Genomic DNA, 13,574 nt, shown 5'->3' with positions numbered 1-13,574 from the left:
TTAAATTATTGAATTACATCAACAAGCTCAGAACCTGCTTTGAATTTAATAACTTTTTTAGCTGGAATATCAATTGGCTTACCAGTTTGAGGGTTTCTTCCAGTTCTAGCTTCACGAGTTGAAACAGAGAATGAACCAAATCCGATAAGAGCGACTCTATCTTCACCTTTAAGAGCTTCAGAAGTAGTTTCGATAAAAGCATCAAGAGCTTTTTTTGCATCAGCCTTAGTTAAACCGGCTTTGTTAGCCATTGCTTCAATTAATTGAGCCTTGTTCATAATTTATAAGTTTTTTGGGTTAATAAAAATGTTTTTTTATCTGAATCACACACAAATATAACGGTTTTATTAAGCTTTGCAAATTTCAGAGCATAAAAATTTCATTTTTTTATGATTTTAAAGTGTCAACATAATAATATACACACCCCCTATATACACAGCATTGTAGAGTAATAAAACGTATATATTTTTCAAAAAACTCTGCCTGAGTTAAATTTCTTCAACAAAAAATGGTTTGTATCACAACCTCTCAAAACAGCCTTGAACACTGATTATCAAGCACGAGCGAGAATAAACATCTATATACTCCCTTAGTAATCACCTAGATATTAAACTTAATCTTTACTCAGGGAACCTGAGTAGTATGAAGCTTACACGAACAGCTTATTTTTAATCCTTACAAATATGTATTTAAGCCAAGTAGTAGATCTTGTATACTCTTACAATTGGTCACCTCTCCATTACTATGAATCTCCCACTCCATTCTATCCTCAATCAAATGTATAGAGCAATAATCTGTTTTCTCTCGAGTAACTTGATAACCTTCACGGGAAAGTGCTCTTTGTGTCCAAAATCCCATCACATCATTACCTACTAATTGTATTTTCTGCTTTTTCTGATAATTCATGATAAAATTCCCAGTTTTTCTATCAAAACTGAATGATTTATTCTTAAATGTATCTTCAATACTACCAGAGAGAACTAAATCTTCAGGAGCACCAATTTTCAAATCATTGTTTTTAGACATTAACCAAATAATATCAGCAGCTTGCAATGCCAAATCAAGCTCATGAGTTGAAAGAAGAATAGCTTTATCGGTCTCTTTAGCTAAATTCCTAAGCAATCGCATAATCTCAACTCGATTGGGTAAATCCAAATGGGCTGTTGGCTCATCTAGCATGATCAAAGGCGTATCCTGAGCCAATGCTTTTGCAATCATCACTCGCTGTCGCTCACCATCGCTCAGTTGATTAATAAACTTATTTGCATACTTCCATAAACCGACTTGCTCAAGTGCCCACTTAATCATTGATTCATCCTTATCCGATAATCTTCCCATCCACGACGTATAAGGATGTCTCCCAAGAGAAACAATGTGATAAACTGAAAGATTACCGACCTGCAATCTTTCAGTCAAAACGATACTAAGTAAACGTGCAATTTCACCAAAATTACGTTCACGAATTGGGACTCCCTCAACTAGAGTTCGTCCTTTTAATGGAGCTTGTAATCCTGCTATTGTTCGCATCAAGGTAGATTTCCCTGAACCATTAGGGCCTAACAAACAAACCAACTCACCTCTTCGAACCGTTAAATTAAGATCAGATAAAAGACATAAATCCTCACCCCTCCTTTGCTTATATCCTATCGACAAGCCATCTGTTTCTAATATATCTTTAAAATAATTTTGACTCACAATCAATATTTGTTTCTTAGTAATAATTTAAATCTTAGGCTTTGTATAGGTTATTTTCATGAAAAAGAAGCCTTAACACTTCTACTTCTAATTATTACCCAGATTACAACAGGGCCGCCAAATATAGCAGTTACTGAATTTATCGGCAATGTTGTTTGATTTCCTGGAACTTGTGACAGAATATCACAAATCAACATTAGAGCTGCACCTATAAGAACAACAGCAGGCAATAAAACCTTATGACTAGCAGTCCCAAAGATTGCTCGAGCCATATGTGGAACAGCTACTCCAATAAAGGCAATAGGGCCTGTAAATGCCGTTAAAGTACCTGCTACAAGAGCTGTACTAATAATAACCCAAATTCGAGTTCTGTTTACAGATATACCAACACCTCGAGCATAATTTTCACCTAATAATAATGCATCCAGCGGTTTTATCAACACAAAAGACATCAACAACCCTATAACGACAACAGGAGCCATTAAGTTCATCTCGTTCCAAGTAACACCACTAAGACTCCCAAAAGTCCATACTATAAAACTTTGCAGTTGTTCTGGATCACTAAAATATTGCAGAATATTCACTACAGCACCTGTTATACTTCCAAACATGATTCCAATAATCAAGAGAGAAACACTATCAGAAATACGGATTGAAGCCATTCCTATAATCACAAATATAATTGAAGCACCAGCAATAGCAGATACTACAAGAGCCCAACTACCAAGAAAACTATAAATAACTCCAAAAACACCGGGTAGCAATACAGATGCCATAACCATTAATGCGACCCCCAAACTAGCACCAGAACTAATCCCTAAGACGTATGGACCTGCTAATGGGTTCCGAAATAGAGTTTGCATCATCAATCCAGAGACAGACAAACCAGCTCCAACCAAAATAGCAGTTATAGCCTTAGGTAATCTAAAATTCAGTATGATATAATTCCAAGATGTTTTAACATCCTCCCCCATCAAAATTGACATAATTTTTTCGGAAGGAATACTGACACTCCCCAGGACAAGATCAACTATTAGAAATAGGGCTATCAAGATAAAAAGACCTACAAAGAGTATAATTTTTGTTTTATTCTGCATTTCTAAATTCAATTATTTTTTTCGGTAAAAATTCACAATCTCTTAGTCTAATTTCTGATAAAAAAACAGATCATGATCTAGAAACAACTCTGGATGTAAAACTTTAGCCACATCCTTCAGCAATAAATCCGGACATATCACTCCCGATTCATAATAATCATTAGCTCCATTTTCATTTGTTCGCTTAGTTACAGAATAGACTTGTCCATCTTTATAGGCTTGAAACAAGGTATATCTTTCATCTAAATCTTTCATTTCCTTAAGGCTTTGACAGTGTGCTGGACCAAACCATATTTTGGCTCCAGACTGTTTCTCAAGAACAACTTCGAAACTTAGCGGAATACTCCCTTGTGTTGAGTCAGAAAACCAACAATATTCACCCTTAGCATCACGTAACAATTGAGCTAAATAACTTTGTCCACCTGGCATATACCAAACCCCTTTATAATGATAACCAGAAATAACATCTGGCTTATCTTCAACTTCTTTAATTTTTGATTTAATACTAGAATATCGGTTTTCCAGTTCAGAAAATAAATCGTCAGCTCTTTGCTCCATATTAAAAAAAACTGCGATAAACTTAGCCCACTCAGCACGTGCAAGTGGACTACTCTCCATCCATTCAATATTAAAAGCAACTGGCAGACCTGCATTTATCAATTTCGTTTCATCATTGGATATCTTCATAAATCCTGCAACCATCACAAGTTCAGGAGATAAATCAAGAATTCTTTCAAAATCTAAAGTTGCTCCATGCCCAACTCCGATTACTTTACCGCTTTCAACTCTTTTCGAGAGTTTTCCATTATAAACTCTATCAGGCAAAGAAACGGCAACGACTTTATCCAGAACACCCAAAAAATTCAATATCCCAATTTGAGTACTCGACAGAGCAGCAATGCTTCTAACTGGCACTTCAATAATCTGACCATCGGTTGGTATACTGCTGCTTTTCTCTTTTCCTCGAGGGACAAGATAGTACTTCTGAAAAACTTGCCCTTTATTCCATGGATCAAGAACAGAAATCTCTTTATATCCTTCACGAATTTCGATTGTAAAACCTTTTGCATGCTTAATATTTGATCTAAAATAAAAAGACGAGTCAACTATCTCTTTAAGTGATTCCGATTTAGAAACAGTTTTCTTGTTTGCAGATTTCCCACAAGATAGGATTAAGAATAAACTAAGCATAGTGCTTAGGATCAATAATTGGCGAATACCCATTGCATAAAATTAGAATGGGAAGTAGAAAAGAAGATATAAGCAAACAGCCATAATCTCGTTACTCAACTCCCGAAGTTACGAATATAAATATCTTAAGGCAGGTCTTCTGGCTTATCCATTCAAACGCCTTCCCATTTCCCTCAAATTCATGAGAAGTAAATAGTGGCTCTATCGTTTGAACATACAATTCGACTTAACGAATAGGACATACAGCTGCGGGAACAGCTCCGGCATTAAACCGGATTCCCTTTTAATTCCTTTTTAGGAAACCTAATTAACTGCAAAGCTATGCAATATTTATAAAAAAAAAACAAAATGATCATTCTCATTGAATGAAGTCAATTCTTAATTAGAATATAGCTAATCATTAAAAAAGAGGCTATTGACTTGCAATAACCTCTTTAGATTCTCTTAATCTTCAGGCTCATTGATTTTTTCTGAATCTGGAGCATCTTTTTTTATTCGCCCAGACTCTTTAAGGGCTTTATCAATAATCCATTCAATTTGCCCATTAGCACTCCGAAATTCATCAGCAGCCCACTTCTCTAATTTCTTATAAATTTCGGGATTTAATCGCAAAACAAAGGATTTCTTTTTTGTCATATTTTATATACTATTGATATAAACTACCCGTATTTATGACGGGAGTTACATCCTTGTCTGAACAAAGAACAACCATTAAACTACTCACCATTGTAGCTTTCTTTTCTTCATCAAGTTCAATTACATCTTTTTCTTTTAGTTGTTCAAGGGCCATTTCAACCATACTTACGGCACCTTCAACTATTTTGAATCTTGCAGCAACAACCGCAGTTGCTTGTTGACGACGCAACATTGCGCCTGCAATTTCTGAAGCATAAGCTAAATAGTTGATTCTCGCTTCCATAACTTCAATTCCTGCGATCTCCAATCTTTCTGCAAGTTCTCTTTCAAGCAATTCACTCACCTCATTCCCACCAGAACGCAAAGTTATCTCAGCCTGTTCATCCTCAAAATTATCGTATGGATACGAACCTGCCATTCCTCTAATAGCAGCCTCAGACTGAATTGCTACAAAATTTGAATAATCATTAACATCAAAAGTCGCTTTAAATGTATCATTCACACGCCAAACCAAAACAACACCGATCATAATTGGGTTACCAATCTTATCATTAACTTTAATTGGGTCACTATCAAGATTTCTTGCTCGTAAAGATACTTTTCTCTTTGAGAAAAATGGATTAACCCAAAAAAAACCATTAGCCTTTACGGTTCCTTTATATTCTCCAAATAAAATTAAAACAACCGACTGGTTTGGATTCACAACTACAAATCCTGGCAGCATAAACACACCTACCAAAAGTGCAATAATAAAAGCTGGATGATGAATAACTGCAAGTCCAAAAACCCCAGCTAAAATTAAAATCAGAACTAAAAAAACGCCAAAATAGCCTGATATTGGTACAAAACTTCTTTCCTGTGTCATAATTATATGTTTTTGATATTATTTTGATATCAAAACTATAAAATATATTCCACTTGCACAAGTCTTCGTTTTCGAAGAGCTAATCGTTTTATTCTCAATATCTAACAAAAACTATGATTATCAATAAAATTTCACCTCTTCACTCGACAAATTATGATCATTCACAACTGTGAGAATTATTACAAAAATCAAATGATTTACACACAATATTACATATTGAAAATACTAAATTATGCTAACTGCCAAATAAAGACTTTCTTATTTAAATTAATTAAACTTGGAATTATAAAAAACTCTACTAACCAGACACTTAAGACTACACATAAACACAATATGTTGACACACTGACAATTAACTTTTATTTATTTTTTTTCATTCTCTAACAGCTGATGTTTCAAGGCTTAAATCATCTTTTTTAAAAGTCAAGTTTAAATTCATTTTTTTTACAGATTTTTTTTATCCAAATTTGCATGACCCAATAAAAACTAACCATTAAAACGACTTAAAATTCTGAACAAGAAATGAACAATAATCACTTCCAAATCTGGGAAAATTGCTTAACCGTAATTAAGGATAATGTTTCGCCAATTAGCTACAGTACATGGTTTCAACCTATCGTACCATTAAAGTTGGAGAACGAAATTCTTACTTTACAGGTACCTAGCCATTTCTTCTATGAGTACCTGGAAGAGAAATATATTGATCTTCTTAGAAAGACTTTAAGAAAAGAATTGGGTTCTAATGCAAAATTAGAGTACAACGTGGTTATGGAGAATAATCACATGGCCAATGTGAAACCTTTATCTGTAATCGTTCCAGGAAACAATCCTGCTAACACCAAAAACCGCCCAGTTAAGAATCCTTTTTCTCAAGAGGAACCAAGTATAAAAAACCCATTTGTTATACCTGGTATTAAAAAGTTACAAATCGATTCTCAGCTAAATCCTGATTATACTTTTTCTAATTTTATTGAAGGTGACTGTAACCGTTTGGCTCGCTCTGCTGGCTGGGCCGTTTCAGAAAATCCTGGAGGAACAGCATTCAACCCTCTTGTATTATATGGAGATTCTGGATTAGGAAAAACTCACTTGGCTCAATCAATCGGATTAAAAGCAAAAGAGCTTCATCCTGAAAAGACTGTTTTATACGTTAGTTCACAAAAATTCCAAACTCAGTTTACTGAAGCTATTCGAAATAATAACAAAAACGATTTCCTTCATTTTTACCAAATGATCGACATCTTGATTATTGACGATATCCAGGAATTAGCGGGTAAGGAAAAAACACAAAATACATTTTTCCATATTTTCAATCACCTGCACCAATCGGGGAAGCAATTAATTTTGACTTCTGATAAGGCACCAATTGAATTGAAAGGTATGGAGAATCGCTTACTTTCTCGTTTTAAATGGGGATTGTCAGCTGATTTGCAAAATCCAGATTATGAAACCAGAGTTCGTATTTTGCAACAAAAAGCATATAAAGATGGTATTATTCTAGAAAATGATGTGATTGAATATATTGCAACACATGTTATTAATAATGTTCGTGAACTTGAAGGAGCTCTTATTTCATTATTAGCTCAGTCAACTCTGAACAAAAAAGAATTAAATCTAGAATTGGCCATCGAAATCATCGATAAATTGGTAAAAAATACCAAACGTGAAATTTCAATAGACTATATTCAAAAGATAGTTTGTGACCATTTCAATATGGCAATTGATTTACTTCAAGCCAAAACTAGAAAGCGTGAAATTGTGCAAGCTCGTCAAATCGCCATGTATTTTTCAAAATCAATGACCAAGGCATCTTTATCAACTATTGGTTCACAAATTGGCAAGAAAGACCACGCTACGGTACTACATGCATGTAAAACAGTTAACAATCTAATAGATACCGATAGAGCTTTTAAAACTCAAATTGACGAAATAAATAAAAAATTAAAAATGTAATTGCCAACAGGCCTTCCATTTTTTCAACATAACAAGGAGCTGTTCTAAAAAGAGCAGCTCCTTTTTTTTGAAACACTAACCAACTAAATACGAAAATGTTACTCATCCTATTTGCCATACTAGCCTCAACAGGAATCTTTATTTGTTTCAAAAGTTTTGAAAAATTCAAGATTGAAATTCTTCCTGCCATAGTCATCAATTATATTATTGCTGGCCTTATGAGTTATCTCCTATCTGATAAATCCACTTCATTGCAAAAACTTTCAGAACAAAGTTGGATAGGTCTTGCCTTACTGATTGGTTTATTATTTATTGTTGTATTCTTTATTATTGGTAAATCATCTCAAAAAGCAGGAATTACGATAACGAGTTTAGCCAGTAAAATGTCTTTTATTATACCTCTCTTATTTTCGATCTTGTATTTTAAAGAATCGGTAAACCTGATGATGTTTTTAGGCTTTGTACTTGCTATATCATCAATTATACTAGCTGTGTATAAACCATCTGATAAAACTCGTAAAATCAAACATATTTGGCTACCTATTTCACTCTTTCTTGGAGCAGGACTTGTTGATACCTTGGTCAAATACTCGCAAGAAACTTTCTTAACCAATGGCGGATCAGAGTTATTCTCGCTGGTTCTTTTTGCTATTGCAGCTGTAGCAGGCTTTATCAGCTTGTATATTCAAAAAAGATCGCTTAAACAATTAGTTTCTATCAACACCTTAATTGGAGGCAGTATTTTAGGTATCGCTAACTTTGGGTCTTTATATTATTTAATTGCGGCCCTAAACAGTTCAGGATTTAAAAGCTCTGTTGTTTTTAGCATGGTAAACATTGGTATTGTTGCCTTATCTCTTATATTTGGACTTTTCATCTATAAAGAAAAAATTAGCAAGCTTAACTACTTTGGAATCGCTTTGGCATTTGTTGCGATAATTATATTAGCTCAATAGTCAAAAGAAATCATCCTAAACTGGTGCATGATGCAAACAGATAATTACAGAACTATAGAAACTATCTCAGAGGGTATTTATAAAGAAAAAGGAAGTAAGTTTATTGCTTATGCTTTTCCTGTGACTTGTGAAGAAGATATTAAAACAGAAATTGACAAACTCAAAAAAGAATATTACGATGCCCGTCATCATTGCTATGCCTACATACTGGGAGCCGATAAGAAGGACTTTCGTGCCAACGATGATGGAGAACCTTCATCTACTGCAGGAAAGCCTATATTAGGTCAAATACTATCGTCTGATCTCACCAATATTTTAATTGTTGTCGTTCGCTATTTTGGTGGAACAAAACTGGGAGTTAGTGGTTTAATTCATGCTTATAAAACGGCTGCTTTTGATGCGATTTCAAATGCTGAAATCATTGAAAAAACGGTGAATGACATCTATGATATTCATTTCGACTATCTGGTTATGAATGATGTTATGAGAATTATTAAGGAAGAAGAACCTCTTCAAATTGATCAGGATTTTAATTTGACTTGTAAAATCACCTTAAGCATCAGACAAAGTGAAGTAGAGAAGATTATAGAACGCTTTAATAAGATTGATAGTATCAAATTGGATCATATCAGAACAGAATAAAAAAAATTCCACCTTTATTTAAAGATGGAATTCATATTTCTAATCGAACAAGCTTACGGTATATGGGAATTCACCCATTTGATATAGCTTATGAACAATTTTAGCTTCATGAATGGCATCATCAAGTCCTCGGTGTGCTTCAATATAGCCTGTATCTCCAAAGAAATAATCCCAAGCCTCCTCCACTTTAGGCCATTTAAAACCTCTACGACCATTAGGTGCAGGTAATTTCACAATTGGAGTTGAAAGATGCATGGGGCAATCTAACTCCTTAACATGAAAGCCTCGATCCTTAAGAAATCCAAAATCAAAAGCCTTATTATAAGCGGTCACTCTATATCGATCTAATAAATCCTGAATTTCTTCTTTCTGACTATCAAGGCTTGGAGCTTCTAGCAGATCTTCGAACCGCAGATCTGAATTTTGAAAGATCCATCCAAAACCTCCTCGGGTATGAGAAGAATTAAGTCCATCCTCCTTTATCAGTGAATCGTAAACAGGAGTAACATCACCCGAATCTAAATCAAGCTTAACAATTCCAATTTCAACAATTTTTCCACCCTGATTCAAAAAGCCAGTGGTTTCTATATCTAATACTAATATCTCTTTAGCCATACAAATAGTTTAATGTGTAAAACCAAAAGTTCCCCATTTTAAATTGGGCAACTTTGAAGAATAAAAATAAGCGAATCAAACCAGAAATATGATATCTAGTTTAGTTTTTTTTCAGGAATAATAGGTAAATACTCTGATTGCACATTACTCATTGATCGAAACATATTGGTTCTGATACGCGAATCATCACCAGCAATACGCTCTATCATCTTAGTTGTCTCCTTACGCTTGGTGACATCTTCGTGTGGACAAAGTTCTTTTTCCAATACAAACTTACGAATACGACTGTATTCTCTCATTTCTGCATCTTTCAAAAGAATCAATGGTCGTATTAAAATGATATTCCCTTGAAACATACTCAATTTGGCTGGCATACTACAAACTGCTCCCTGATACATCATATTCATCAACAGCGTTTCAATGGCATCATCCATATGATGTCCTAAAGCAAGCTTATTGCATTTAAATTCATCAGTCATTTTAAAAAGAGTTGTTCTTCGGTGCCAGGAACAACGAAAACATGCTGGCTTTTTACTGGGTCGGTCAAAATCAACATTGATATCACGATAAATTAAAGGCACATCCAATTTTTCACAAAACCCTTTTAAAAATTCTCGGTCGACTTCATAAGGCAATTCTAATACATTGATATGAACAGCAACAACTTCAAAATTCTGTTTATTAAATTTACGCCTCAAGGCTAGGAGTTCGAGCAAAGCAAGAGAATCTTTACCTCCAGAAACACCCACCATAATTCTATCACCATCCTCTATCAGTTCGAAATCGCTAATGGCTTTACCCATTCGTTTCGCAACCTTTCTCTGAAAACACTCATCTTTCTTGTCCTGTTCCGTTTTTGTTTTTTTAACAGTCTCCATAATTCCTTTCTTTAAGATTGCCAAAAATAAGAGAAAGTTCCTAGGCTATCGATTCTGAAGCCAATTTAAAATGAGTTAGTATAATAATCAGCTTAGATTATTGGAAATACCATTTATTAGGAAATTAGAATTACTTTTGCCGCATGCAGGAAAATAAGATTAACACACAAGAGATTTTAAGGAAACTAGGAATTAAAGCCTTAAAACCAATGCAAGAGAAATGCATTGAAGCATGGGAAAAGAATGATGACATTATTCTTCTGTCCCCTACCGGGTCAGGAAAAACATTGGCATTTCTACTTCCTCTTCTTAATCAACTTGATGAAAATAAAAATGGCGTTCAAGCGTTGATTTTAGCTCCATCTCGCGAACTTGCAATCCAAATAGAGTCGGTTTTTAAGAGCTTAACAACACCTTTCAAAGTGAACTGCTGCTATGGTGGTCATGCTATGAAAATAGAAAAAAACAGCCTTGCTACTCCTCCCGCTGTTCTTATTGGAACACCTGGACGAATTGCTGACCATCTTCGTCGTGAAAATTTTTCTCCAGATAGTATTAACACCATCATTTTAGATGAGTTTGATAAATCTCTGGAACTTGGTTTCCATAGAGAAATGGGCCAAATTATTGAACAATTAGAGTTTATCAAAAAAAGAATTCTAACATCAGCAACAAAAAGTGAGAGTATACCTGACTTCACTGGAGTAAAAAATCCTTTTGAGATTAATTACTTAGTTGATGCTCCTAAAGACACTTTAGTCGAGAAAATTGTTAGAGCTGATGGTAAAGATAAATTGGCCGCTCTGTTCAATTTAATTTGTCACAATGGCAACGAAGCAACTTTGGTGTTTTGTAATCATCGTGATACCGTTGATAGAATCAGTGACCTTCTAAAAGACTCACATCTTCAACACGACACCTTTCATGGAGGATTAAAACAGGAAGATCGTGAAAAGGCTTTGATAAAATTCAGAAATGGATCTCATCATATTTTAATTACAACTGATTTAGCATCCAGAGGGCTTGACATCCCCTCAATTAAACATGTGATACATTATCAGTTGCCAACAACGGCAGATGCTTACACACACCGTAACGGTCGAACAGCAAGGATGGATGCATCGGGTTGTTCTTATTTTGTAATGGCAGATAGTGATTACCTTCCAGAATTCATCAATCAGAATATTGAAGAACTTATCATCCCAGATAATATTGTCCTTCCTGAAGATCCAGAATGGCTAACCATCTATATAGATGCAGGTAAAAAGGATAAGATCAACAGAATGGATATTGTTGGTTTCTTCATGAAGAAAGGTGAGCTTGAAAAAGATGAATTGGGAAAAGTTGAAGTTTTAGATCATGCTTCTTTTGTAGCTGTAAAACGCAATTCAGCAACAAAACTACTTAGAAAACTAAAAGACGAACGCATCAAGAAAAAGAAGGTAAAGATGGCAGTGAGTTACTAATCTAATCATCTTCATGAGATATAGAGAATAATAAATCCCAAGCTTCAAATTGAGGCTTGGGATTTTTTGTGTAATAAGAGAGCTGACCATACGACTAGCTCTCTTAGATTAATTTATAGGAAATTAGAATTTATCCCAGAATAGTTTAGTGCTTAATTTATCACCACCAACAGCAGCAGCTGCAGTTGTATAATTATCACCATTTAATGTTTGCTCTCCAATTGGATAAGTGAATCTTCTTGGAACAAAGCCTTCAGCAGCATCGTCAGCTGTATCCGGAGCAACTAAAGCTGGATAATCTAATCTTCTGAATTCAGTCCATGCTAAAAATCCTTGGTTATACAAAGAAATCCACTTTTGAGTTCCGATCTTCTCTTTCCAAGTACCAGTAGCAGTAGCATAGGCAACACTTGGCTGAGCAAGATAAGTAGCAACATCAGCAACTTCATAGTAATCAAAAGAAGCCGTAATTGCCTCATCATAATGAGCAGCAGCATCAGCAGGAGTACCAACTAAAGAAAGCTCAGCTGCCTCTGCCATCATAAACTCAACATTTGCATAGTCCAAAAGTACGTGCGGTAATGTCGCTTCATAGAAAATACCCCCAATATGAGAAAAATCTCCATAGCTACTATTTAGCCCGTAAACAGCACCAACATAACCATCCTCAATATTATCATCAAAATAAACAGTACGTCTTGGATCATTTAAAGTATTCAATACATCAACAAAAGGTTTTGCAACAATAAAGTCTTTACGACCACTTTGCACTAAATCTTCCCACATTGGGTTAGTATTTGGTGTTGCATCCAGGTACTCAAACGTAGCATTATCTAAATTAGAAGCAAATACACCCGAAGCAATAGCTTCTTGCACTGTTGCTGTACCTAGAGTTGCATCTACATCGTACATTACAAGACCCATTCTCAATTTAAATGAATTTGCAAATTTTTTCCATAGAGCAACATCTCCACCATAAATAAGATCTGCACCACCGAAACTATCTTCTGCTACATCCATATTAGCAATAGCAGCCGACAAGCGAGCAATTAGATCTGCATAAACAGTCTGACCATCATCATATTTTGGTAAAACATTAGTTATATCTAAGGCTTCTGTATAAGGAATATCGCCAAATGTTTCAACTAATATAGCATAGGCATAAACATTCATCACCTCAATCATTGCTAATTGATTCTTTTGAACATTAGTACCTCCAATTCCAACCGGTGCAGCAGGTGCCTCTTTAATAATTCGCTCACTTTCAGCTAAATCATTAAGTACATCACGGTACATAGTTGCCCATAAACCATCTGGCACTTTTCTATTTGCAATATTATAGTTGGCTTCATCGTTATACGTTGTTGAAGTAATTTGCTGAACAAATTGTCTCCAAACATTTGTATTAACGTTAATACTAGCCATGTCGTCAGTCAAGTTCTTCTGAGCACCTGTAAAAAAGGTCTCTCCTGCAGCCGTGGCCGCATTCTTTGTATCTACATTTCGATCCTCTAGATTGTCAGTACAAGAGTATGCTAAAAATAGAGTTAATAATATAATTGATATTCTTTTCATAATCGT

13 protein-coding genes and 1 riboswitch are annotated in these 13,574 nt (G+C 34.8%); of the genes, 4 read left to right on the top strand and 9 right to left on the bottom strand.

The features are described 5' to 3' along the window. Nucleotides 1-5: 5 nt before the first annotated feature. From DWB61_RS15530 to DWB61_RS15505, 6 genes are all read right to left on the bottom strand, one after another. Nucleotides 6-278 carry an HU family DNA-binding protein gene (locus DWB61_RS15530; protein ID WP_125031835.1) on the bottom strand — a complete coding sequence of 91 codons (273 nt, stop codon included), beginning with the start codon at nucleotides 276-278 and terminating at the stop codon, nucleotides 6-8. Between the two features lie 397 nt (nucleotides 279-675). Next, nucleotides 676-1,695: an ABC transporter ATP-binding protein gene (locus DWB61_RS15525; protein ID WP_125031834.1), complete on the bottom strand. Its 1,020-nt coding sequence runs from the start codon at nucleotides 1,693-1,695 to the stop codon at nucleotides 676-678. Nucleotides 1,696-1,751: 56 nt separating this feature from the next. After that, complete coding sequence (locus DWB61_RS15520; RefSeq protein ID WP_125031833.1) at nucleotides 1,752-2,792, bottom strand: FecCD family ABC transporter permease; 1,041 nt, start codon at nucleotides 2,790-2,792, stop codon at nucleotides 1,752-1,754. Nucleotides 2,793-2,834: 42 nt separating this feature from the next. After that, the gene (locus DWB61_RS15515; RefSeq protein ID WP_158614446.1) at nucleotides 2,835-3,983 is read right to left on the bottom strand and encodes an ABC transporter substrate-binding protein; all 1,149 of its coding nucleotides are present in this window, start codon (nucleotides 3,981-3,983) and stop codon (nucleotides 2,835-2,837) included. Between the two features lie 112 nt (nucleotides 3,984-4,095). Beyond that, a riboswitch (cobalamin riboswitch) is annotated at nucleotides 4,096-4,305 on the bottom strand. A gap of 122 nt (nucleotides 4,306-4,427) precedes the next feature. Next, nucleotides 4,428-4,619, bottom strand: a complete 192-nt coding sequence (locus DWB61_RS15510) for a type II toxin-antitoxin system antitoxin (RefSeq protein WP_125031831.1) — start codon at nucleotides 4,617-4,619, stop codon at nucleotides 4,428-4,430. A gap of 10 nt (nucleotides 4,620-4,629) precedes the next feature. Further along, nucleotides 4,630-5,484: an SPFH domain-containing protein gene (locus DWB61_RS15505; protein ID WP_125031830.1), complete on the bottom strand. Its 855-nt coding sequence runs from the start codon at nucleotides 5,482-5,484 to the stop codon at nucleotides 4,630-4,632. Between the two features lie 521 nt (nucleotides 5,485-6,005). Here DWB61_RS15505 and dnaA point away from each other — a divergent pair. The 3 genes from dnaA to DWB61_RS15490 all read left to right on the top strand — a co-directional run bounded on the left by dnaA (nucleotide 6,006) and on the right by DWB61_RS15490 (nucleotide 9,034). Continuing rightward, nucleotides 6,006-7,436, top strand: a complete 1,431-nt coding sequence (gene dnaA / locus DWB61_RS15500) for a chromosomal replication initiator protein DnaA (RefSeq protein WP_125031829.1) — start codon at nucleotides 6,006-6,008, stop codon at nucleotides 7,434-7,436. Between the two features lie 95 nt (nucleotides 7,437-7,531). Next, nucleotides 7,532-8,392 (top strand): EamA family transporter, encoded by an 861-nt coding sequence (locus tag DWB61_RS15495; protein WP_125031828.1) that lies wholly within the window; start codon nucleotides 7,532-7,534, stop codon nucleotides 8,390-8,392. Between the two features lie 30 nt (nucleotides 8,393-8,422). Beyond that, nucleotides 8,423-9,034: an IMPACT family protein gene (locus tag DWB61_RS15490; protein ID WP_125031827.1), complete on the top strand. Its 612-nt coding sequence runs from the start codon at nucleotides 8,423-8,425 to the stop codon at nucleotides 9,032-9,034. Between the two features lie 39 nt (nucleotides 9,035-9,073). On the opposite strand, the gene DWB61_RS15485 is transcribed toward DWB61_RS15490, so the two are convergent. Both DWB61_RS15485 and DWB61_RS15480 read right to left on the bottom strand, forming a co-directional pair. After that, the gene (locus DWB61_RS15485) at nucleotides 9,074-9,649 is read right to left on the bottom strand and encodes a 3'-5' exonuclease (RefSeq protein ID WP_125031826.1); all 576 of its coding nucleotides are present in this window, start codon (nucleotides 9,647-9,649) and stop codon (nucleotides 9,074-9,076) included. A gap of 95 nt (nucleotides 9,650-9,744) precedes the next feature. Further along, the gene (locus DWB61_RS15480) at nucleotides 9,745-10,527 is read right to left on the bottom strand and encodes an ATP-binding protein (RefSeq protein ID WP_125031825.1); all 783 of its coding nucleotides are present in this window, start codon (nucleotides 10,525-10,527) and stop codon (nucleotides 9,745-9,747) included. A 143-nt stretch (nucleotides 10,528-10,670) separates the two neighbouring features. Between DWB61_RS15480 and DWB61_RS15475 the strand changes: the two genes are divergently transcribed. Next, nucleotides 10,671-11,993 carry a DEAD/DEAH box helicase gene (locus DWB61_RS15475; protein WP_156190274.1) on the top strand — a complete coding sequence of 441 codons (1,323 nt, stop codon included), beginning with the start codon at nucleotides 10,671-10,673 and terminating at the stop codon, nucleotides 11,991-11,993. A gap of 123 nt (nucleotides 11,994-12,116) precedes the next feature. Here the strand turns inward: DWB61_RS15475 and DWB61_RS15470 are convergent, their stop codons facing one another. Beyond that, nucleotides 12,117-13,568: a SusD/RagB family nutrient-binding outer membrane lipoprotein gene (locus DWB61_RS15470; RefSeq protein ID WP_125031824.1), complete on the bottom strand. Its 1,452-nt coding sequence runs from the start codon at nucleotides 13,566-13,568 to the stop codon at nucleotides 12,117-12,119. Nucleotides 13,569-13,574: the final 6 nt, after the last annotated feature.

Origin of the sequence: Ancylomarina euxina, from assembly GCF_003863355.1 — a bacterium.
GTDB lineage: Bacteria > Bacteroidota > Bacteroidia > Bacteroidales > Marinifilaceae > Ancylomarina > Ancylomarina euxinus.
The sequence above is the reverse complement of the archived record's forward strand: the minus strand, read 5'-3'. Positions and strand labels throughout refer to the sequence as shown.

Excerpts from the sequence above, each read along its gene's own strand:
- DWB61_RS15530 (WP_125031835.1), bottom strand. The coding sequence starts at position 278 with ATGAACAAGGCTCAATTAATTGAAGCAATGGCTAACAAAGCCGGTTTA.
- DWB61_RS15520 (WP_125031833.1), bottom strand. The coding sequence starts at position 2,792 with ATGCAGAATAAAACAAAAATTATACTCTTTGTAGGTCTTTTTATCTTG.
- DWB61_RS15515 (WP_158614446.1), bottom strand. The coding sequence starts at position 3,983 with ATGCTTAGTTTATTCTTAATCCTATCTTGTGGGAAATCTGCAAACAAG.
- DWB61_RS15510 (WP_125031831.1), bottom strand. The coding sequence starts at position 4,619 with ATGACAAAAAAGAAATCCTTTGTTTTGCGATTAAATCCCGAAATTTAT.
- DWB61_RS15505 (WP_125031830.1), bottom strand. The coding sequence starts at position 5,484 with ATGACACAGGAAAGAAGTTTTGTACCAATATCAGGCTATTTTGGCGTT.
- dnaA (WP_125031829.1), top strand. The coding sequence starts at position 6,006 with ATGAACAATAATCACTTCCAAATCTGGGAAAATTGCTTAACCGTAATT.
- DWB61_RS15495 (WP_125031828.1), top strand. The coding sequence starts at position 7,532 with ATGTTACTCATCCTATTTGCCATACTAGCCTCAACAGGAATCTTTATT.
- DWB61_RS15490 (WP_125031827.1), top strand. The coding sequence starts at position 8,423 with ATGCAAACAGATAATTACAGAACTATAGAAACTATCTCAGAGGGTATT.
- DWB61_RS15485 (WP_125031826.1), bottom strand. The coding sequence starts at position 9,649 with ATGGCTAAAGAGATATTAGTATTAGATATAGAAACCACTGGCTTTTTG.
- DWB61_RS15480 (WP_125031825.1), bottom strand. The coding sequence starts at position 10,527 with ATGGAGACTGTTAAAAAAACAAAAACGGAACAGGACAAGAAAGATGAG.
- DWB61_RS15475 (WP_156190274.1), top strand. The coding sequence starts at position 10,671 with ATGCAGGAAAATAAGATTAACACACAAGAGATTTTAAGGAAACTAGGA.
- DWB61_RS15470 (WP_125031824.1), bottom strand. The coding sequence starts at position 13,568 with ATGAAAAGAATATCAATTATATTATTAACTCTATTTTTAGCATACTCT.